Origin of the sequence: Paracoccus tegillarcae, from assembly GCF_002847305.1 — a bacterium.
Classification (GTDB): Bacteria; Pseudomonadota; Alphaproteobacteria; order Rhodobacterales; family Rhodobacteraceae; genus Paracoccus; species Paracoccus tegillarcae.
The window spans coordinates 1,456,494-1,475,773 of sequence record NZ_CP025408.1 but is presented as its reverse complement, the minus strand read 5'-3'; the positions used below and the strand labels follow the sequence as shown (position 1 = coordinate 1,475,773).

Genomic DNA, 19,280 nt, shown 5'->3' with positions numbered 1-19,280 from the left:
AATAGCAGATTTCCCGATCCCTGCATCTGACATTGCCGCGCGCCCATTCCCCCGGCGCGCGACAGCGGCTAGAACCTCATCCATGACACTGCTTGCCGATCTGACCGCCGATGAGGCGATGACCTCTGCCCTTGCCCGGATGCTGGCCGCGATGCTGCGGCCCGGTCAGGCGATCCTGCTGGATGGGCCGGTCGGCGCCGGCAAGACGCATTTCGCCCGCGCCTTTATTCAGGCTCGTCAGGGTGATCTGGTCGAGGACGTGCCCAGCCCGACCTTTACTCTGGTCCAGACATATGACGATCCGTCGGGCACCGAAATCTGGCACGCGGACCTGTATCGACTTGGCGATGTGTCGGAATTGGAAGAACTGGGGCTGGATGACGCGATGGCCGACAGCGTGGTGCTGATCGAATGGCCCGATCGCATGGGCGAGGCGCCAGCAGGCGCGCTGTGGCTGCGGATCGCGCAGGCAGATGAGCCCGGATTGCGTCATATTTCCTTGCATGGGCAGACCGAGGACTGGCCCGACATTGCCAGGGCGGTCCAGCGCGCCGGGTTCCTGCATCAGGCAGGCTGGGACGATGCGCGCGCCGTGCCATTGGCCGGGGACGCCTCGGCTCGGCGCTATTTCCGGCTGTCGCGTGACGCAGACAGCGCCGTATTGATGGATGACTCACCGCCCGGCAGCACCGCCGCCTATCTGACCATGACCGCCTGGCTGCGGCAGCGCGATTTGCTTGCGCCGCAGATCTTGGCGCAGGACCCGCCTGCGGGGCTGCTGCTGATGCAGGATCTGGGCGATGATCTGGTCGCACGGGTGCTGGAACGTGATCCGGCACTGGCCCGGCCAATCTATGAGCGGATCACGGATCTGCTGATTGATCTGCACCGCCACGCGCCGCCGGATGTGATGGCACTGGACGGGCCGGAACTGGCCCATCAGGTCGGTCTTTTCGCGGAATGGTATCCGCAGGCAGCAGGGACAGACCCTGCACCCGCACAGGCCATTTCCGGGCTGATCCGCGATCTGCATGCGCAGTTATGTGCAGACGTAGCGCCGGTGCTGTCGTTGCGCGATTTTCACGCCGAAAACCTGATCTGGCGCGGTGAGGATCCGCTGGGCCTGCTGGATTTCCAGGACGCGGTGGCGGCGCATCCGGCCTATGATCTGGTCTCGGCATTGCAGGATGCGCGGCGCGACGTTGATCCAGCCATCGAGACCGCGATGATCGACCGCTACATCGCGGCAACAGGGGCGGATGCCCGGCGTTTCCGCGCTGCCTATGCGTTGTTGGGTGCGCAGCGTAACCTGCGGATCATGGGGATATTCGCGCGGCTGGCGCTGCGCGATGGCAAGTTGCGCTATCTTGCATTCATGCCGCGCGTGTGGGGCTATATCGGGCGCAATCTGGCGCATCCCGCCCTTGCGCCGCTGGCCGCAATCGTGAACGATCTGCCCGCGCCAACTACAGAAATCACCGACAGGATAGCCGCACGATGCAACGCCTGACCGCGCCGCTGATGCTGTTTGCCGCGGGGCTGGGCACGCGCATGCGGCCCTTGACCGACGACCGTCCCAAACCCCTGATCGAGGTCGGTGGGCAGACGCTGCTGGATCGCGCCCTGTTCGTTGCGCGCGAGGCCGGGGCCGGGCCGATCGTGGTGAACAGCCATTACAAGGGCCAGATGATCGCCGACCATCTGGCCGGTCAGGACATCGCGATAAGCGACGAGGCTGATCTGCTGTTGGACACCGGCGGCGGGTTGCGCAAGGCCCTGCCCTTGCTGGGCGAGGGGCCGGTGGTAACACTGAACCCGGATGTGGTCTGGCGCGGGGCGAACCCGGTTGCGGCGCTGCACGCTGCCTGGGACGGCGCGCGCATGGATGCCTTGTTGATGCTGGTGCCCTTGGCGCAGACGACAGGGCGCGTTGGCGGCGGTGACTTCAGCACCGATGATGCGGGCCGACTGATGCGCAAGGGCGATCTGGTCTATGGCGGTGTTCAGATGCTGAACCCCGCACGGCTGGCCGAGATACCAGACCAGGTCTTTTCGCTGAACAAGCTGTGGGATCTGCAGATCGCCGCAGGCCGCGCCTTTGGCACAGTCTATGGCGGCCAATGGTGCGATCTGGGACGGCCCGAAACGATCCCTCTGGCCGAGGCCATGCTGAATGGCGGCTGATTGGCAACCGGGCCTGTTCGCATTGCCGCCGGGCGTCGATTTCGCGCAGGAATTCGTGGCAGGCTTTCTGGACCGGATGGCGGGCCAACCGCCCGAAGCCATCGCCCGCGCAACCATTTACGCCAATTCCGGACGTACGCTGACCGCGATCAAGGCCGCCTTTGACGCCTGTGGCGCGCTGCTTTTGCCACGTTTGCGTATCGTGACCGATCTGGGCGCGGGGCCGGCGGCGGCAATGGCACCGCTGGAGGCACCCTTGGCGCGGCGGTTGCAACTGGGGCGTCTGGTTGCCGGACTGTCGCTGCAGCGGCAGGATCTGGCGGCGGGGCACTCGATCCCTGAACTGGCGCAGTCACTGTCGGAACTGATGACCGAGATGCAGACCGAGGGTTGCGGCCCGGATGCCCTGTCGCGCATCGACCCCGGCGAGCATGCGAGGCACTGGCAGAACGCGCTGCAGTTTCTGGGCATTGCCGCCGGGTTTTATCTGCGTGAGCCGCCGGTGGACCGTGCTGCTCGCCAGCGCGCAGCGGCCGAGTCGGTAGCGGCGAACTGGGCCGAGGGGCGCGATCTGCCCGCTGCGCCGGTGTTTGTCGCGGGCTCGACCGGATCGCATGGGGCAACGCGGCTGTTCATGCAGGCGGTGGCGTCGCTGCCCAATGGCGCCGTGGTCCTGCCCGGCTTCGATTTCGATCAGCCAGACGCGATCTGGGACGGGCTGGACCACACCGCCGAGGATCACCCGCAGGCGCGCTTTGCCCCGTTGATCCGGGCTGCCGGTTATCCGTCCCGCTGGACGGATCGCGCAGCGCCCGTACCCGAACGCAATGCGCTGATGTCGCTGGCCCTGCGACCCGCGCCGGTGACCGAACAGTGGATCGCCGACGGTCCGATGTTGGGCGATCTGGAACCTGCGACGCATGAACTGACCCTGATCGAGGCTGATACGCTTGGCCAGGAGGCCGAAACCATCGCCCTGATCATGCGCGACGCGGTAGAGCGCATGCTGCCGATCACCTTGATCTGCGCAGATGGGGGCTTGGTTCGCCGTGTCACGGCGGCGCTGGATCGTTGGCATCTGGTGCCCGATGACAGCGCGGGCCAGCCACTGCCGATGACTGCACCGGGGCTGTTTCTGCGGCAGGTCGCGGGTCTGTTTGGCCAGCCGCTGACCATCGACGCGCTGCTCGGGCTGCTCAAGCATCCGGTGACGGCCAGCGGCTCGGATCAGCTTGGCCGCAACGATTTGCTGCGCCTGACGCGGGATCTGGAGCTGAAACTGCGCCGCGAAGGGCCGGTCTTTCCGGATGGCGACGAATTGCGCGAATGGGCGACGCGTGGCGATGCCTTGCAAAAGGTCTGGGCTGAATGGCTGGCGGCGGTGCTGGACCGGATCGGCGCCCTGGCCGATGATCGCGCAGCAAGGCCACTGGCCGATCGCGCGGCGGATCATCTGGCGCTGGCCAGCGATCTGGCCGCGGGGCCGGGTGGGCAGGTCGCCGCCTCGCGGCTGTGGCAGGGCGATGATGGCGCGCAGGCGCAGTCGTTATTGGCACATCTGACGGAACATGCCGATCAGGGGCCGCCGATGCGGCCGGGCGATTTTGCCGACCTGCTGCGCACCGAAATGCAGCCATTGGCGGTGCGCGCCGACCCTGCCTTCAACCACCTGATCCGTTTTCGCGGCCCAAGAGAGGCACGCACAAACGCCCACGGGACGGTCATTCTGGCCGGTCTGAACGAGGGCGGCTGGCCCGGATCGCTGGAGCCCGATCCCTGGCTGTCGCGGCAGATGCGGCTGGAGGCGGGGCTGACCCTGCCCGAGCGGCGCATCGGACTGGCTGCGCATGATTTTCAGCAAGGCATGGGCGCGGATCGGGTGATCCTGACGCGGGCACGGCGGGACGACACCGCCGAGACGATACCCTCGCGCTGGCTGAACCGGCTGACCAACCTGCTGGACGGTTTGCCCGATCAGGGTGGCAAGACCGCGCTGGCGCAGATGCGGGCGCGGGGCGGGAATTGGCTGGCGATGGCTGCTGCGCTGGCCCGGCCCGAGGCGCGCGTTGATCCGGCCAGGCGCCCCGCGCCGATCCCGCCCGCGCCCGCGTTGACGAAACTGTCGGCCACCGATGTCGCAACGCTGATCCGCGACCCTTATGCGATCTATGCCAAGCGCGTGTTGGGGCTGCGCGCGCTTGATCCGCTGCGACCCGAACCCGATGCGATGCTGCGCGGGACAGCCCTGCACATGATCGTGCAGTGCCTGCTGGAATCGCGCCCGGATGCCGACACTCCACCCGAGACGCTGAAGGCACGGTTGCTGCACATCACAGGCGAGGTGCTGGACGAGCAGGTTCCCTGGCCCTCGGCCCGCGCCTTCTGGCTGGCCCGCATTGCCGGGATCGCCGAGCGGCTGGTATCGGATGAGTTGGCGCGGTTGCAACTGGGCCATCCCGCCGTGATCGAGCGTCAGCAGCAGATGGCCGTGGCCGATACCGGACTGGTGCTGACGGCCAAGCCTGACCGGATCGACATGCTGAACGACGGGCGGGCGCAGGTCTATGACTACAAATCCGGAGCGCCGCCGAAAGATAGCGATATCGAAGCCAGCGAAAAGCAGCTGCTGCTAGAGGCGGTGATGGTCGAAAACGGGGCCTTTGACAGCATCGGCCCGTCCGAGGTCGCGGGCATCAGCTATATCCAGCTGGGCGACAAGGGCGAGACGCATGACCGCAGCCTACCCGGCGATCTGATGGGCGATTTCTGGGACCGCTTTGTCAGCCTGATCAGAGCCTATCTGTCGGGCGATGCTGGCTTTGCCGCGATGCGGTCAGGGACCACGTCCCGCTTTGCCGGCGATTACGAACATCTTGCACGGTTTGGCGAATGGGATCTGTCGGACCCGGCGCAGCCGCGAAAGGTTGGCGGCGATGGATAGCGCGACGCAGAACCAGGTTGAGGCGGCTGATCCGAGGGCCTCGACCTGGCTGACGGCCAATGCCGGTTCGGGCAAGACGCGGGTGCTGACCGACCGGGTTGCACGGCTGCTGCTGCGCGGCACGCGGCCGGAACGCATCCTGTGCCTGACATATACCAAGGCCGCTGCAACCGAGATGCAGAACCGGCTGCTGCGCCGGCTGGGTGAATGGGCGATGTTGCCGGAACCCGATTTGCGCGCCGCCCTGTCCGCATTGGGCGAAGACGACACCGCCGATCTGACCGAAGCCCGGCGTCTGTTCGCCAAGGCAATCGAGGCGCCCGGCGGGCTGAAGGTGCAGACCATCCACAGCTTTTGTGCGGCCTTGCTGCGCCGCTTTCCGCTAGAGGCGGGCGTGCCGCTTGGGTTCGCGGAACTGGATGACCGTAGCGCCGCCGTCCTTCGTGCCGAGATCGTCGAGGAAATGGCAGAAGAGGGACATCCCGTCATCGCTGATCTGACGGCTTTGCACAGCGGGCATGAATTGAACCGCTTTTTGGCGGGACTGTCAGAGGCGGCCCATACCGGCCCGCCTGACGCTGATGCGTTGTGGGCGGCGCACGGCCTGGCCGCGGATGTGGATGAACGCCGTCTGCTGTCGCGTGTTCTGCTGGGCGGTGAGGCAGATCTGATCGCGTCGCTGATCCCGCCGCTGCTTGCCAGTGGCCCCACCGACCGGCGCGCTGGCGTCCGGCTGGGACAGGGCCGTTGGTCAGCACCTGGGCTGGCCGAACTGGCGATGTTGGAAGATGTGCTTTTGAACGGTTCTGGCGCCAAAGAGCCTTTTGCTGCCAAGCTGGGCAAGTTCCCGACCAAGGCCCTGCAAAACGGTCCCTGCGCGCCGCTGATGGACCAGCTGGACGCGCTGATGCGTCGGGTCGAGGCCGCGCGCCCGGATCGGGTTTCCCTGACCCTGGCGCTGCGCAGCCTGTCGCTGCACCGTTTTGCCCATGAATTCACTCGTCGCTATGCGGTGCGCAAGCTGGATCATGGGTGGCTGGATTTTGACGACCTGATCCGTCGTGCTGGCGGTTTGCTGTCGGAATCCAGCATGGCGCAATGGGTGCTGTGGCGCCTGGATGGTGGCATCGACCATATCCTCGTGGACGAGGCGCAGGATACCAGCCCCGAGCAATGGCAGGTAATTGAACGGCTGACCAAGGAGTTCACCAGTGGCAGCGGCGCGGTGCCGCGCGAACGCACACTGTTTGTCGTGGGCGACCCGAAACAGTCGATCTATTCCTTTCAGGGTGCCGATACAGCCGTCTTTCAGGCCATGCGCACGCAGTTCGATCAGGCTTTCGCGCAGGTGCAGGCACCCATGGCGCAGCGCGAATTGCAGCATTCGTTCAGATCTTCGCCGGCGATCCTGCGGGTGGTCGACGCGGTTTTCGTCGGCGATGCGGCCGAAGGGTTGGGCGAAGGCTCGCGCCATATCGCGTTTCGCGATGCATTGCCGGGGCGTGTTGATATCTGGCCGCCTGCACCCGCACCCGAGACGCCTGCGGATGGCGAATGGTGGGTGCCGCAGGATCAGCCCGTGCCGCCCTCGGCCGAAGTTGTGCTGGCCGATGCGATCGCCAGTCAGATCAAGGCGATCCACGGCACGCCGCTGCATGACATCCGCAGCGGCGAAACGCGCCCGCTGCGATATGGCGATGTGCTGATCCTGGTGCAGGGCCGCAAGGGCAAGGGGCTGTTCGATGAAATCATCCGTGCCTGCAAGTCCGCCGAACTGCCGATTGCCGGTGCCGACCGCCTGAAACTGGCCGCCGAACTGGCTGTGCGCGATATTCGCGCTGTGCTGGCCTGTGTTGATACGCCCGAGGACGATCTGTCACTGGCCGCCGCTCTGCGCTCGCCCTTGTTCGGGTTGGATGAGGATGCGCTGTACCGATTGGCCCATGGCCGGCGCAAGCGCGAATTCCTGTGGGAGCGGCTGCGCGCCTCTGATCACATCGCCGCGACGGCGATCATGACCGACCTGATGGCGCAGGCGGGATACATGCGGCCCCATGATCTGATCTCACGGTTGCTGATCCGCCATGGCGGGCGGGAACGCCTGCTGGCGCGGTTGGGGCAAGAGGCCGAGGATGGCATTGCCGAATTGCTGTCGCAGGCGCTTTCCTATGAGGCATTGGAAACGCCCAGTCTGACGGGCTTTCTGGTCTGGCTTTCCGGGGATGATGTCGAGGTGCGCCGTCAGGCCGGCAGTGGTGACGAGGATCTGATCCGGGTGATGACGGTGCATGGCGCCAAGGGTCTGGAAAGCCCGGTTGTCATCCTGCCGGACACAGCAAAGCGCAAATCTCCGCCGGCGGCGCAGACAATCACCTTGCCGGATGGCCCGGCGGTCTGGCGCGGCAGCAAGCATCAGCGCCCCGATCCGGTCGAACGAGCGGTCGCGCATGAACGAACCCGGCAGGACGAAGAGCGGCGGCGGCTACTCTATGTTGCGATGACACGGGCGGAAAGCTGGCTGATCGTGGCGGCTGCGGGCGAGACCGGCGAAGGGCTGGACAGTTGGCATGCGATGATTGCCGAGGGTGCGAATGGCGCTGGGCTGGACCATCAGCCGATCCAGATCGACGGGATCGGTACGGCTACGAGGTACAGCTTTGGCCATTGGCCCAGCCATAGCGCGCCGACGGTGGATCACGGCGCCGACGCCACGGCGCTGCCCGATTGGGTCCGGGTCAGGCCCGCGCGCCCTGCCCGGCCGCCTGCGCCCGTTGCAGCGACGGCCTTGGGCGGGGGCAAGGTGTTGGCCGGTCAGGCGGTCGAGAATGCCGATCCGCAGGCCGCCATGCTGCGCGGGACCCGGCTGCATCTGTTGCTAGAGCACCTCCCCGGCGCCGATCCCGGCGATTGGGCTGAACTGGCGCGCACCGCACTTTCGGGCGCCGAGGGCGGGCTGCCGGGCGCGGATGACATGGCCGATCTGCTGGCCGAGGCTGGTGCCGTGATCGCGGCACCCGATCTGGCGCAGATCATGACCGCGCAGCCGGGCGAAACGGTGCTGGCAGAGGTCGATCTGACCGCGCCGCTCGATTGGGTCGGCACGCTGCACGGCACCGTTGACAGGCTGATCGTGGGCCCCGCTCGAGTGCTGGCCATCGACTACAAATCCAACAGCGATGTGCCCGCCACTGCCGAGGCCGTGCCCAGCGGCATTTTGCGCCAGATGGCGGCGTATCGCGACGCTTTGCGCCTGATTTATCCCGACAGGCCCGTCTCGGCTGCTGTGCTGTGGACGGCCACGCGCAGTTTGATGGCGCTGCCCGATGCGGTTCTGGATCAGGCGCGGGCAGCCCTTGACCCGACGCCGCCGCGACCCTAGCTGTCACCTGACCCTATTCAAACCGGCCTTGGCCGGCACCCATCTGAAGGAGCATGAAAATGGCAACCAGCCACGTGAACGACGCCGAATTCGACGCCGAAGTTCGTAACGCAGAGACCCCTGTCCTGGTCGATTTCTGGGCTGAATGGTGTGGCCCATGCAAGCAGATCGGTCCCTCGCTTGAGGAATTGTCGGAAGAATATGCCGGCAAGATCAAGATCGTGAAGGTCAATGTCGATGAAAACCCCGATACGGCCGCAGGCCTGGGCGTGCGCGGTATTCCGGCGCTGTTCATGTTCAAGGGTGGCGAGGTCGTCTCGAACCGCATGGGCGCGGCACCCAAGGCTGCGCTGAAAAGCTGGATCGACGAAAGCATCTGATCCGATACAGATCGAGAAAGCCCGTCATGCCCGAGTTGGCGTGGCGGGCTTTTTCGTGAAAGCCGGACCCTGGCCCAACCGGCAGCTATCCTTTCGGCCATGCGGGTTGCGAAGCCGCCCGCCGGCCCATATCTCAGCATCAGGCAAGACGGAGACCCACGATGGCGGATGAAAACTTTCCTGGCTGGCACGGCACAACGATCCTTGCGGTCAAGCGCGGCGGCAAGGTGGTTGTTGCGGGTGACGGGCAAGTCAGCGTCGGCCAGACGGTGATGAAAGGCACGGCGCGCAAGGTGCGCCGCCTGCAACCCGGCGGGCGCGATGTGGTTGTGGGCTTTGCCGGCTCGACCGCCGATGCCTTTACCCTGCTGGAGCGGCTTGAGAAAAAGCTGGAATCTGCGCCCGGTCAATTGCAACGCGCCTGTGTCGAGTTGGCCAAGGATTGGCGCACCGACAAATACCTGCGGAACCTCGAGGCGATGCTGATCGTCACCGATGGCGCGCAGATTTACGTTGTGACCGGCGCGGGCGATGTGCTGGAGCCCGAACATGACGTGGCCGCCATCGGCTCGGGCGGCAATTTCGCGCTGTCGGCGGCGCGCGGGTTGCTGGAAACCGATCTGGACGCCGAGGGCGTGGCCCGCAAGGCGATGGCGATTGCGGCGGATATCTGCGTCTACACCAATGGAAATCTGACGGTCGAAGTGCTGGAGGAATAGGGTGCCGCCCTTCTTTCGCGATAATCGACAAGCAATGCAGGCTGAAGGCTGAGAAACATCATGACCGACCTGACCCCCCGCGAAATCGTGTCCGAACTGGACCGCTTTATCATCGGGCAAAAGGACGCCAAGCGCGCCGTTGCGGTGGCGCTGCGCAATCGCTGGCGGCGCAAGCAGTTGGGCGATGACCTGCGCGATGAGGTTTATCCCAAGAATATCCTGATGATCGGACCGACCGGCGTCGGCAAGACAGAGATCAGCCGCCGGCTGGCCAAGCTGGCGAATGCGCCCTTCATCAAGGTCGAGGCGACCAAATTCACCGAGGTGGGCTATGTCGGGCGCGATGTCGAACAGATCATCCGCGACCTGACCGATGCCGCCCTGATCGAGACGCGCGACCGCATGCGCGAGGACGTCAAGGCGCGCGCCCATACAGCCGCAGAGGATCGGGTGATCGAGGCGCTGGCCGGCGAACAGGCCCGCGACGGGACCCGCCAGATGTTCCGCGACAAGCTCAAGCGTGGTGAATTGGACGATACCGTCATCGAGATCGAGTTGCAGGACAACTCCAACCCGCTTGGGATGATGGACATTCCCGGTCAGCCCGGCGGCGGCATGGGCGGGATGATGGACCTGTCGGGGCTGATGAAGGCCTTTGGCGGGCGTCGCACGCGCCGCAAGGTGACCGTATCGGAAAGCTATGAGCTGCTGATCGCGGAAGAGGCTGACAAGCTGCTGGACGATGAGGTGGTCAAGGCCGCGGCGCTGGAATCGGTGCAGGAAAACGGCATCGTCTTTATCGACGAGATCGACAAGGTCGCCGCCCGGACCGAGGCGCGTGGCGGCGAAGTCAGCCGCGAGGGCGTGCAGCGCGATCTGCTGCCGCTGATCGAAGGCACCACGGTTTCCACCAAATACGGCCCGGTCAGAACCGATCATATCCTGTTCATCGCCTCTGGTGCCTTCCACGTGGCGAAACCCAGTGACCTGCTGCCGGAACTGCAGGGTCGTTTGCCCATCCGGGTCGAGTTGCGGGCGCTGACCGAAGAGGATTTCATCCGCATCCTGACCGAGACGGACAACGCCCTGACGCTGCAATACACAGCGCTGATGGCGACCGAAAAGGTCACGGTCGAATTCACCGAAAACGGCATCGCCGCGCTGGCGCGGATCGCGGCCGAGGTGAATGGCGCGATCGAGAATATCGGCGCACGGCGGCTGTATACGGTGATCGAGCGGGTCTTTGAGGATCTGTCCTTCAGCGCCCCCGACAAGGGCGGTGAGACGGTGACGGTCGACGCAGATTTTGTCGAAAAGCATCTGGGCGATTTGTCACGTTCGACCGATTTGTCGCGCTACGTGCTGTAAGGGAACCGGCGGGGGGCCGCGCGTGTTGGCCCCCTATACAGTTCAGGGACCCTCCGACATGGAATATATCTTCGGTATCATCATCTTCGCCCTCGACGTCTGGGCGATTGCCTCGATCATCAACACCAATGCGTCGACGGGAACCAAGATCCTTTGGATCGCACTGGTCGCCTTCCTGCCGGTGCTGGGTCTGATCATCTGGTGGTTCGCTGGTCCGAAGGCCAATTATTCCAGCTGACGGCGCGCGATCGCGGTGATTGTTACACCGGGCCATGGCGGCACCTATATCGCCATGGCTGATCAAGACAATCATCCGCCATCTTTTCTCAAAATGCGATCCATGATCGTTTGAGCGGTCGGATCGCGAGCGGCAGATCTGGCTTCGATCGTATGGGCCGTCCTAGCGCCTGAGATAGACGTAATAGGCACCCTCACCGCCATGGCGGTAATGCGCTGCCTGCACCTGTTGGACCGCAGCAGCAAGTGGCGGTTGGTGCAGCCAGATGGGCACCTGATGGCGCAGCGCGCCGGGACGTGTGGGCAATGGACCGTGATCGCCGCGACCCTTGCCGGTGATGATCAGCACCAGCCGTTTGCCGGCGGCCTGACAGGACAGGACGAATTGCATCAGTTCAGGATGTGCCTGCGCCAGGGTCATCCCGTGCAGGTCCAGCCGTGCCTCGGGGCGCAGCTTGCCCTGCTGCATCTTGCGATGGGTCTTGTGATCCATGCGCAGGGCGTGCTGGGCCAGCCGCTCGGCCGGCGAGGGCGCCATGGCGCTGGATTGTGCAAGCGCGGGCCGCGACGACTGGCCGGCGCGAAAGGGTTTGACGTTGAATTTTGGCACATCGGCGCCGCGATTATCCGGCTTAGGGGCCGGGGCGGGCGTGCGTTTCTTCAGCGCAGGATGCAGCGGTGTCGCCGTCTGGGCAACGCGGGACCATAGCTCACGGTCCTCTGTGCTAAGCCCGCGCCTTCGCGCCATCAGCCAGTCGCAACCAGTTGCCAGTTCGGATCGTCTTCGCCCATGCGCCGGCCAAAGGTCCAGATGTCGCGCTGCTTGCGGGATGCTTTGGGATCGCCTTCGATCACTTCGCCCTCGGCATTGCGCGTGGCGGCGATGATCTCGGCCACGAATTGCACCGAAATCTCGCCTTCGTTGTCTCTGGTGTCAAAGGTCGCACCGGCCAGCGAGGTTTCACGCGTTCCCAGGAACTGCGCCTCGACCGTCTGTCCCGCCTGTTTCCGCTGGTCGATCACCGACTGAAAGGCATCCGCGACGGGGTCGGTCAGAAATGCTCTGACGTCAGACAGATCGCCGCGTTCAAAGGCCATCAGGATCATTTCATAGGCACCCTTGGCACCCGTGAGGAAATCGCCGACGCCGAAACCCGGTTCAACCAGTTTCATCTGTGTCAGCGCCTCGGCGGCGGGGCTGCCTGCTTCGGCATGATCAAGGATGTCGTTGTCGACCTGATCGGCCGATCCTTCGATCACTTCAAACCGACGCGGGCCTTCGCGCGGGGTCTCGACCTTGGGGGGTTCGTACCCGTCGCGGGTGCCCAACACATTCTTGAGCCGCAGGATCAAAAAGATGGCGATCCCGGCGAGCACAAGTAGCTGGATCAGCGAGCTGGACATATCGGAGGACCTCAAATCTTGGGCAGGCAGGTTGGCTACATCGGCGTTGGACATTATGTAGGTGGTGGACGGCGGCAAGTCCAGTTTCACTGCCGGGGAAAGGAGGGCGTCATGTGGCTTTTCATCTTGTTCATAGCCATCCCGCTGATCGAGATCGGGTTGTTCATCCAGGTCGGCGGACTGATCGGGCTGTGGCCGACACTGGCGGTGGTGCTGCTGACGGCCGTGATCGGCACGGCGCTGATGCGCAGCCAGGGCAGTCGCGCCCTGGCCGAGATCCAGCGCAACATATCGGAATTTCGCGATCCTTCGCAGCCCATGGCGCATGGTGCAATGATCCTGTTCGCCGGTGCGCTGTTGCTGACGCCGGGGTTCTTTACTGACGCAACGGGCCTTTTGCTGTTGATTCCCGGTTTTCGGACCTGGGCGCTGCGGCAGGCTGGCAAGCGGGTCAAGGTCAGCCATGTGGGGATGGGCGCACGGCCCCGCGACCCGCATCGTCCGCCCTATGAAGATGGCGTGATCGACGCCGACTATGTCGTCGAGCCCGAAGAAATGCCGACGACCAAGCCCGCAGACCCGAATCGCAAGCCCTCCAAGCCATCGGGCTGGACGCAGCATTGAGGCCGCGCCGCGCTGCTGTTAGAAACGCGGCGAGCCCGGATCGCCGATCCGGCGATAATCAGTTGATGAGGAGCCAGACCAATGGCCGATGAAAGCACCAATTCCGGCGCGACCCCTGCAGATCAGCAACCAGCGGCGCAGCAGCCCGTGAAAATGCAGATCCTGGCACAATTCATTCGCGACATGTCGTTTGAGAACATCGTCGCGCAAAAAGGCGCCCCCTCTGGCGAGGTTAAGCCCGAAATCAGCGTGCAGGTCAGCCTGGATGCCCGCAAGCGCGGCACCGAGAACCAGTACGAGGTGATCTCGAAGTTCAAGGTGACGTCGGTCAACAGTGGCGATCAGCAGCCGCTGTTTCTGGCAGAGCTGGACTATGGCGGGGTGTTTCTGGTCGAGGGCGTGCCCGAGGACCAGTTGCATCCGTTCCTGATGATCGAATGCCCGCGGATGCTGTTTCCCTTTGTGCGCCGCATCATTTCGGACGTGACCCGCGATGGCGGCTTCCCGCCGTTCAACATGGATCCGGTCGATTTCGTTGCCCTGTACCGTCAGGAACTGTCGCGCCGCGCACAGGCCGAGAAGCCGGCCGAAGGGCAGAAGCTGTCCTGATCGCCACGGGCGGGCCTGATGGCACGGACATCACACTCTCAGCCGCGCGCCTGGCAGCGAATGCTGTCCGGGCGCAGGCTGGACCTGCTGGACCCCACCCCGGTTGATATCGAGATCGAGGACATCGCGCATGGGCTGGCCTTTGTGGCGCGCTGGAACGGCCAGACCAAGGGCGACTGGCCCTATTCGGTCGCGCAGCATTCCTTGCTGGTCGAGCAGATATTTTCCGAACTGACCGCGCCTGCCGATCCGCGCTGGCAATTGGCAGCGTTGCTGCACGATGCGCCTGAATATGTGATCGGAGATATGATTTCGCCGGTAAAAGCCGCTTTGGGCGGAGATTACGGCAAACTTGATGAAAGGTTGGCCATCGCCATTCACCAGCGCTTTGGTTTGCCTGCTATTCTGCCTGCGTCAATTAAAAAGCTGATCAAACAGGCAGACCACATCTCGGCCTGGCTGGAGGCGGTTCAGATTGCCGGCTTTTCGGAAAGCGAAGCGAACAAGCTATTCAAACCCCTCAGAAACAATAAACTATCTGGTCTGGAAGTATTACCCCGGCCACCATCCGAGGTTCGCGCGGCCATGCTGGCGCGGCACGCCGACATTATATCGCGGCTTGATGGGATAACGGCCTGACGCCCGTATCCGGCAATGCAAATCCGGGCCACAGGAATGCCTCGTTCCGTGGCCCGGATCGCAAGACCGTTAGATGGTCAGGTCGTCCAGGGTTTTACCCTGCTCAAGATTTTCCTGTACCCACCGAGGCTTACGACCACGGCCGGTCCAGGTCATCGTTGGATCATCAGGGTTTGAGTATTTCGGCGGAACAACCCCTGTACGGCGCGTTTTGCCGCCAGTCAGGTCATTCAGGCTGAACCCATGCTCGCGCGCGACTGTCTCAACTGCAGACATTGCCTCGCGGCGCTTGCGATCCTCGAACGAGTTGATAGCCCGTTCCAGTTTACCCTGAAGCTCTTTCATCTCTTTCAGAGACATCTTATCAAAGTTTATAGTCATTTTGTCGTCCATGCATAACTAATTCCACCCACCATATATTCAATATAACACGGCAGTGAATAGTTTCACACAATAATTAACGGGGCTCTCTCTTGGCAAGAATCCGCTGTAAAGTTCGGCGATGCATATGAAGTCTTCGGGCAGTTTCACTAATATTACGGTCACACTGTTCGTAAACCCTCTGAATATGTTCCCATTTTACCCGATCCGCCGACATTGGGTTTTCAGGCGGCGGTGGCAAAACCTCGCCGATAGAAAGCAAGGCAGAGGTTACTTCCGTCGCGTCAGCGGGTTTGGAAAGATAATCGGTCGCCCCCATTTTGACCGCCGCAACGGCTGTCGCGATGGCGCCATAGCCCGTCAGCACGATAATTCGGGCGTCTTCGCGGGCCTCGCGCAGGGCCTCGACCACGTCGAGGCCGCTGCCATCCTCCAGCCTGAGATCGATGACCGCATAGGCCGGCGCGGACCGTCTGATTACCTGCATCGCCTCTGCGACGCTAAGGGCGCTGGTCGGGACAAAGCCACGCTTTTCCATTGCCCGAGCCAGCCGTTTGACGAAATTCTCGTCGTCATCAACCAAAAGCAGCGAGGGATCGTCACCGATCTTGTCCTGAATATCATCCATTGTGACATCTCTCCTTGCCAGCGCCGCCTGCGACAGGCGCAGGTGCGACCGCTTGGTTATCAGACCGCACCCACAAAGCAGGCGGTGCGCTCGGCCATTTCATCGGGCGAGGTATCGCGGCCAAAGAATTCGACCGTGCCTTGCTCTGGCATGACCAGATAGGTGTTGGTCATGTGATCGACCAGATAATACTCGTCATCCTCTTCATTTTGCAGCTTGTAATAATTGCGCCAGCCCTTTGAGACAGCGTCGATCTCTTCGACAGAGCCGGTAAGACCGATCATTTCCGGCGAAAACTGCTGCGTGAATTCGGAAACCAGTTCCGGCGTGTCGCGTGCCGGATCGACGGTAACGAAAACCGCCTGCACATCGACGCCTTGTTCTTTCAGAATCTCGACCGCATCCGCGTTCCGCGCGCTGTCCATCGGGCAAACATCAGGACAAAACGTATAGCCGAAATATAGCAGCGAGGGTTTGCTGAACACCTCTTGGCTTGTCGTCCGCTGGTCTGCACCGTTGGTCAGGGTGAAGTCGGTGCCGAAACTCTCCATGCCGCCCGACACGACCGAGCGCTGGCACTGGGCGAATTGATTGCCCGAATTATCGCGCGAGATCCACCAGCCACCTGCCAGCAGCGCGACGACGGTTGCGGCAAGCCCGCCGATCAGCAGTTTTCGATCTGGTTTCATGGCCATTCTCACCCAAGCTTTTGAAATGCGCGCATTGATCGCCCATCCAGCCGCGGTTATCAAGTTTCGGATAGTCGCCAAAGGGCCCTTACTTGTCCGCTTCACCAACATCTGATCAATCCGCCCTGCTTCCCGACCCGCCGCGGGTCGAGCCCATCCGAATGCGAACGCTGGTCATTTTGCGGTGGGCAGCGGTTGCCGGGCAGTTGGCGGCGGTGATCGTTGCCTGGTCCATCGGCGTTCGCTTTGCGATCTGGCCGGTGCTGATGCTGATCACGGCATCCGCGTTGATGAACACATGGATGCTGGCTGGACCCTGGGCGCGCGTCTCGCATGACCGCGCTGCGGCACAACTGGGTTTCGACATGATGCAGATCGCCATGTTGCTATGGCTGACCGGGGGGCCATCCAATCCGTTTGCGCTGTTGGTTCTTGCGCCCGTCACGATTGCCGCAACAGCGCTGCCCAGGCGGCAAACGCTGGCTATTGGCGGGGCGACGATGGTTCTGGTCTCGCTGGCCTTCTGGTCGGCTGCCCCGTTGCGCTTGGCTGACGGCACAATCCTGACGATTCCGCCGCTGCTGGCGCTTGGTCATTGGTTTGCCGTCATGATCGGTGTCGTCTTTTTCGCGACTTATTCGCACCGCGTCGTTGCCGAATTGACGGTGACGTCGAATGCGCTGTTTTCGACACAGATGGCGCTGGCGCGCGAGCAAAGATTGCAGCATCTGGGCGGCGTCGTCGCGGCCACAGCGCATGAGCTTGGGACGCCGCTGGCCACCATCAAGCTGATCGCCGGTGAACTGGCCGACGAAATGTCGGACCGTCCCGATCTGGACGGCGATTTGGCCGAATTGCGTCGCGAGGTCGACCGGTGCGGCACGATCCTCAGGGCGATGGGTCAGGCCGGGAAGGATGATCTGCTGCTGCACAGCGCCCCCCTGAGCGTGATGCTGGAGCAGGCGGTCGGTGTTCATGCCAATCGCGGCCCGGAGGTGGTTATCACAGCCCGCGGCCCGGATGTTCGTCGCGATCCCGGCGTGATCCATGCGCTGCGCAATCTGGTACAGAACGCCGTCGATTTCGCAGCGTCGCGCGTGACCGTCAGTGCCGTTGTCATTGCCGACAATCTGGTCGTCACCATTGGTGATGACGGCCCGGGTTATCCGCCCACGGTGCTTGCGCGATTGGGCGATCCCTATCCGACATCGCGCAGAAGTTCAGGCCAGCGACCGGGATATGACGGCATGGGCCTGGGCCTTTTTATCGCCAAGACCTTGCTTGAAAGATCTGGTGCGTCCCTGACCTTTGCCAATGGCGGGCCGGGCGCGACCGTGACGGTGATCTGGCCGCTGAAAGCTATTGCAGCCGATTCGCGGCGGGCATTGGGAATCAACCCGCGCCAGGGAGGGCTGGATATGGAGCCTTTAACGAAATCTTAAGCTTCCATAAGCTAGGCATAGCGAAACGCGCTTGGTAAAAACCTGAACGATGCAAAGCATATTCATAATCGCGACGGCTCTCTTGTCCGGTACGCTTTCGGTGGTCTTTGCATTGTTGCTGATCCGCTGGTTGGATCGCAGGCGCGATAACCGTCCTTCTGCTTCCCGTGGGAAATCGCTGATCGAAGGGCCAGAACCCATTATCTTTTTGTTTCGGGGTAACAGGCTGGTCGACGCGACGGGCCCGGCCAGAAATCTGCTGGGGATGATGGGCGAAGATCCCGCCGATCTGAAGCGGTTGATTGCCTGGCTAGAGCCGCGCTTTCCCGAATTGTCGCATCGATGGCCTGACCTCGCTGCCCAAGGCCGGATAGAGGTCGTCGGCATGGGCGGAACCGGTATCGCGCGGCTTAGTCTGCTGGCAGAGGATCTGGCGCAGGGCACGACCCGTGTGACGATTACAGACCCGAATGCAGAGGACGCAGGGATATTGGTCGACTCGCTGACGCTGCTGGCCATGGAAGAAGAACTGGAACTGCTGCGAAGTTCGATGAACCAGACGCCGATGTTGGCGTGGAGGCAGAACAGCGGCGGCGAGGTCACCTGGGCGAATGCGGCCTATATGATCCGCGCCGAAGAGATCACGCGGGGCGAGGTCAGTTGGCCGCTGCCCCGGCTGATCGACCTGCCCAGTCTGCCCCTTGGCAGTGCGCGCCTGACGCGACGAACGCAATTGATGACTGGCACATCCGTTTTGTGGTTCGATTGTCACGCGCACCGCTCTGGCGATCAGACGATGTATTTCGCGCTGCCGGCTGACGCGGCTGTCCGTGCGGAACGGGGCCTGCGAGAATTCGTGCAGACCCTGACCAAGACCTTTGCCGATCTGCCAACCGGGCTGGCCATCTTTGACCGCGAACGAAATCTGCAACTGTTCAATCCTGCATTGATTGATCTGACAGGCCTTTCTGCCGGTTTTCTGACAGCACGGCCAACGCTGTTCGATTTTCTCGACAAGCTGCGCGATGCGCGCATGGTGCCCGAGCCAAAGGACTATCGCAGCTGGCGTCAGCAGATGAACAATCTGGAAACCGCCGCCGCCACGGGCCGCCATGTCGAGACCTGGTCGCTGCCCGGTGGTCGCACCTACCGTGTGACCGGGCGACCGCATCCCGATGGCGCTGTCGCATTCCTGCTCGAGGACATCACCTCCGAGATCTCTCTGACGCGCAAGTTTCGCGCCGATCTCAGTCTGGGTGCGCTGGTGCTGGACGGGATCGATGATGGCTTGGTCGTCTTTGGCGCGAACGGACAGTTTCTGCTGTCCAACGATGCCTATGTGCAGCTGTGGGGCAACAAAAGCTGCAACATGACCGACGCGATCCAGAGTTGGCGCGGTCAGATCGAGGCGGGTGCGGGCTTTGCCGCGCTGCTGGATCGGCTGGCTGACCGGGACGGGCAGGGCCGCAGCGATGGCGCAATGGCCGCACCGAATGGTGGTCTGCTGTCATGGTCGGTCCGCGCCCTGTCTGGCGGGCGACAGTTGGTGCGTTTCCGGCAGCCTGACCGACCCGGTGACACGACTGCAATGTCGAACGGCAACGATGAAGACAGCGCGCGACAGCAAAAAGCCGTTGGCGCGAAATAGCGAACGGG

18 protein-coding genes are annotated in these 19,280 nt (G+C 63.2%); 13 read left to right on the top strand and 5 right to left on the bottom strand.

All coding sequences use genetic code 11. The annotated features are described in order from the left end of the window. Positions 1-82: 82 nt before the first annotated feature. The 8 genes from tsaE to CUV01_RS07235 all read left to right on the top strand — a co-directional run bounded on the left by tsaE (position 83) and on the right by CUV01_RS07235 (position 11,209). Positions 83-1,510 carry a tRNA (adenosine(37)-N6)-threonylcarbamoyltransferase complex ATPase subunit type 1 TsaE gene (tsaE, locus tag CUV01_RS07270; RefSeq protein ID WP_101459885.1) on the top strand — a complete coding sequence of 476 codons (1,428 nt, stop codon included), beginning with the start codon at positions 83-85 and terminating at the stop codon, positions 1,508-1,510. Further along, positions 1,498-2,184: a nucleotidyltransferase family protein gene (locus CUV01_RS07265; protein ID WP_422385869.1), complete on the top strand. Its 687-nt coding sequence runs from the start codon at positions 1,498-1,500 to the stop codon at positions 2,182-2,184. Before tsaE ends, CUV01_RS07265 begins: the two co-directional genes overlap by 13 nt. After that, positions 2,174-5,125, top strand: a complete 2,952-nt coding sequence (gene addB, locus CUV01_RS07260) for a double-strand break repair protein AddB (protein ID WP_101459884.1) — start codon at positions 2,174-2,176, stop codon at positions 5,123-5,125. The genes CUV01_RS07265 and addB overlap by 11 nt, the downstream gene beginning before the upstream one ends. Beyond that, positions 5,118-8,504 (top strand): double-strand break repair helicase AddA, encoded by a 3,387-nt coding sequence (gene addA / locus CUV01_RS07255; protein WP_101461926.1) that lies wholly within the window; start codon positions 5,118-5,120, stop codon positions 8,502-8,504. Before addB ends, addA begins: the two co-directional genes overlap by 8 nt. Positions 8,505-8,563: 59 nt before the next feature. Next, positions 8,564-8,884 (top strand): thioredoxin, encoded by a 321-nt coding sequence (trxA, locus tag CUV01_RS07250; RefSeq protein ID WP_101461925.1) that lies wholly within the window; start codon positions 8,564-8,566, stop codon positions 8,882-8,884. Positions 8,885-9,045: 161 nt separating this feature from the next. After that, complete coding sequence (gene hslV / locus CUV01_RS07245; RefSeq protein WP_101459883.1) at positions 9,046-9,603, top strand: ATP-dependent protease subunit HslV; 558 nt, start codon at positions 9,046-9,048, stop codon at positions 9,601-9,603. 60 nt (positions 9,604-9,663) lie between these two features. Next, the gene (gene hslU, locus CUV01_RS07240; RefSeq protein WP_101459882.1) at positions 9,664-10,971 is read left to right on the top strand and encodes an ATP-dependent protease ATPase subunit HslU; all 1,308 of its coding nucleotides are present in this window, start codon (positions 9,664-9,666) and stop codon (positions 10,969-10,971) included. Positions 10,972-11,029: 58 nt separating this feature from the next. Further along, positions 11,030-11,209, top strand: a complete 180-nt coding sequence (locus CUV01_RS07235; RefSeq protein ID WP_101459881.1) for a PLD nuclease N-terminal domain-containing protein — start codon at positions 11,030-11,032, stop codon at positions 11,207-11,209. Positions 11,210-11,371: 162 nt separating this feature from the next. Here CUV01_RS07235 and CUV01_RS07230 read toward each other — a convergent pair whose 3' ends face one another. Both CUV01_RS07230 and CUV01_RS07225 read right to left on the bottom strand, forming a co-directional pair. Next, positions 11,372-11,956 (bottom strand): Smr/MutS family protein, encoded by a 585-nt coding sequence (locus CUV01_RS07230; RefSeq protein WP_101459880.1) that lies wholly within the window; start codon positions 11,954-11,956, stop codon positions 11,372-11,374. Then, positions 11,956-12,612 (bottom strand): Tim44/TimA family putative adaptor protein, encoded by a 657-nt coding sequence (locus tag CUV01_RS07225; RefSeq protein WP_101459879.1) that lies wholly within the window; start codon positions 12,610-12,612, stop codon positions 11,956-11,958. Before CUV01_RS07225 ends, CUV01_RS07230 begins: the two co-directional genes overlap by 1 nt. Positions 12,613-12,723: 111 nt before the next feature. Between CUV01_RS07225 and CUV01_RS07220 the strand changes: the two genes are divergently transcribed. The 3 genes from CUV01_RS07220 (at position 12,724) to CUV01_RS07210 (ending at position 14,484) form a co-directional block, all read left to right on the top strand. Next, complete coding sequence (locus tag CUV01_RS07220) at positions 12,724-13,236, top strand: FxsA family protein (protein ID WP_101459878.1); 513 nt, start codon at positions 12,724-12,726, stop codon at positions 13,234-13,236. A gap of 81 nt (positions 13,237-13,317) precedes the next feature. Further along, a complete protein-coding gene (gene secB, locus CUV01_RS07215) occupies positions 13,318-13,845 on the top strand; it encodes a protein-export chaperone SecB (RefSeq protein WP_101459877.1) in 528 nt (175 codons plus the stop codon). Positions 13,846-13,863: 18 nt separating this feature from the next. Continuing rightward, the gene (locus CUV01_RS07210) at positions 13,864-14,484 is read left to right on the top strand and encodes an HD domain-containing protein (protein WP_101459876.1); all 621 of its coding nucleotides are present in this window, start codon (positions 13,864-13,866) and stop codon (positions 14,482-14,484) included. Positions 14,485-14,553: 69 nt separating this feature from the next. On the opposite strand, the gene CUV01_RS07205 is transcribed toward CUV01_RS07210, so the two are convergent. The 3 genes from CUV01_RS07205 to CUV01_RS07195 form a co-directional block, all read right to left on the bottom strand. Next, positions 14,554-14,877: an H-NS histone family protein gene (locus CUV01_RS07205; RefSeq protein WP_422385868.1), complete on the bottom strand. Its 324-nt coding sequence runs from the start codon at positions 14,875-14,877 to the stop codon at positions 14,554-14,556. 64 nt (positions 14,878-14,941) lie between these two features. After that, the gene (locus CUV01_RS07200) at positions 14,942-15,493 is read right to left on the bottom strand and encodes an ActR/PrrA/RegA family redox response regulator transcription factor (protein WP_101459875.1); all 552 of its coding nucleotides are present in this window, start codon (positions 15,491-15,493) and stop codon (positions 14,942-14,944) included. Positions 15,494-15,552: 59 nt separating this feature from the next. Beyond that, positions 15,553-16,182 carry an SCO family protein gene (locus CUV01_RS07195; protein ID WP_101459874.1) on the bottom strand — a complete coding sequence of 210 codons (630 nt, stop codon included), beginning with the start codon at positions 16,180-16,182 and terminating at the stop codon, positions 15,553-15,555. 161 nt (positions 16,183-16,343) lie between these two features. Between CUV01_RS07195 and CUV01_RS07190 the strand changes: the two genes are divergently transcribed. Together CUV01_RS07190 and CUV01_RS07185 are read left to right on the top strand one after the other, a co-directional pair. Next, the gene (locus CUV01_RS07190) at positions 16,344-17,624 is read left to right on the top strand and encodes an ActS/PrrB/RegB family redox-sensitive histidine kinase (protein ID WP_101459873.1); all 1,281 of its coding nucleotides are present in this window, start codon (positions 16,344-16,346) and stop codon (positions 17,622-17,624) included. Positions 17,625-17,706: 82 nt separating this feature from the next. After that, positions 17,707-19,272 carry a PAS-domain containing protein gene (locus tag CUV01_RS07185; RefSeq protein WP_232962581.1) on the top strand — a complete coding sequence of 522 codons (1,566 nt, stop codon included), beginning with the start codon at positions 17,707-17,709 and terminating at the stop codon, positions 19,270-19,272. Positions 19,273-19,280 lie beyond the last annotated feature (8 nt).

Coding starts and splice junctions, on each gene's coding strand:
- CUV01_RS07220 (WP_101459878.1), top strand. CDS start 12,724: ATGTGGCTTTTCATCTTGTTCATAGCCATCCCGCTGATCGAGATCGGG.
- CUV01_RS07265 (WP_422385869.1), top strand. CDS start 1,498: ATGCAACGCCTGACCGCGCCGCTGATGCTGTTTGCCGCGGGGCTGGGC.
- CUV01_RS07230 (WP_101459880.1), bottom strand. CDS start 11,956: ATGGCGCGAAGGCGCGGGCTTAGCACAGAGGACCGTGAGCTATGGTCC.
- addA (WP_101461926.1), top strand. CDS start 5,118: ATGGATAGCGCGACGCAGAACCAGGTTGAGGCGGCTGATCCGAGGGCC.
- CUV01_RS07225 (WP_101459879.1), bottom strand. CDS start 12,612: ATGTCCAGCTCGCTGATCCAGCTACTTGTGCTCGCCGGGATCGCCATC.
- hslV (WP_101459883.1), top strand. CDS start 9,046: ATGGCGGATGAAAACTTTCCTGGCTGGCACGGCACAACGATCCTTGCG.
- CUV01_RS07205 (WP_422385868.1), bottom strand. CDS start 14,877: ATGGACGACAAAATGACTATAAACTTTGATAAGATGTCTCTGAAAGAG.
- CUV01_RS07200 (WP_101459875.1), bottom strand. CDS start 15,493: ATGGATGATATTCAGGACAAGATCGGTGACGATCCCTCGCTGCTTTTG.
- CUV01_RS07195 (WP_101459874.1), bottom strand. CDS start 16,182: ATGAAACCAGATCGAAAACTGCTGATCGGCGGGCTTGCCGCAACCGTC.
- trxA (WP_101461925.1), top strand. CDS start 8,564: ATGGCAACCAGCCACGTGAACGACGCCGAATTCGACGCCGAAGTTCGT.
- addB (WP_101459884.1), top strand. CDS start 2,174: ATGGCGGCTGATTGGCAACCGGGCCTGTTCGCATTGCCGCCGGGCGTC.
- CUV01_RS07210 (WP_101459876.1), top strand. CDS start 13,864: ATGGCACGGACATCACACTCTCAGCCGCGCGCCTGGCAGCGAATGCTG.
- CUV01_RS07190 (WP_101459873.1), top strand. CDS start 16,344: ATGCGAACGCTGGTCATTTTGCGGTGGGCAGCGGTTGCCGGGCAGTTG.
- secB (WP_101459877.1), top strand. CDS start 13,318: ATGGCCGATGAAAGCACCAATTCCGGCGCGACCCCTGCAGATCAGCAA.
- hslU (WP_101459882.1), top strand. CDS start 9,664: ATGACCGACCTGACCCCCCGCGAAATCGTGTCCGAACTGGACCGCTTT.
- tsaE (WP_101459885.1), top strand. CDS start 83: ATGACACTGCTTGCCGATCTGACCGCCGATGAGGCGATGACCTCTGCC.
- CUV01_RS07235 (WP_101459881.1), top strand. CDS start 11,030: ATGGAATATATCTTCGGTATCATCATCTTCGCCCTCGACGTCTGGGCG.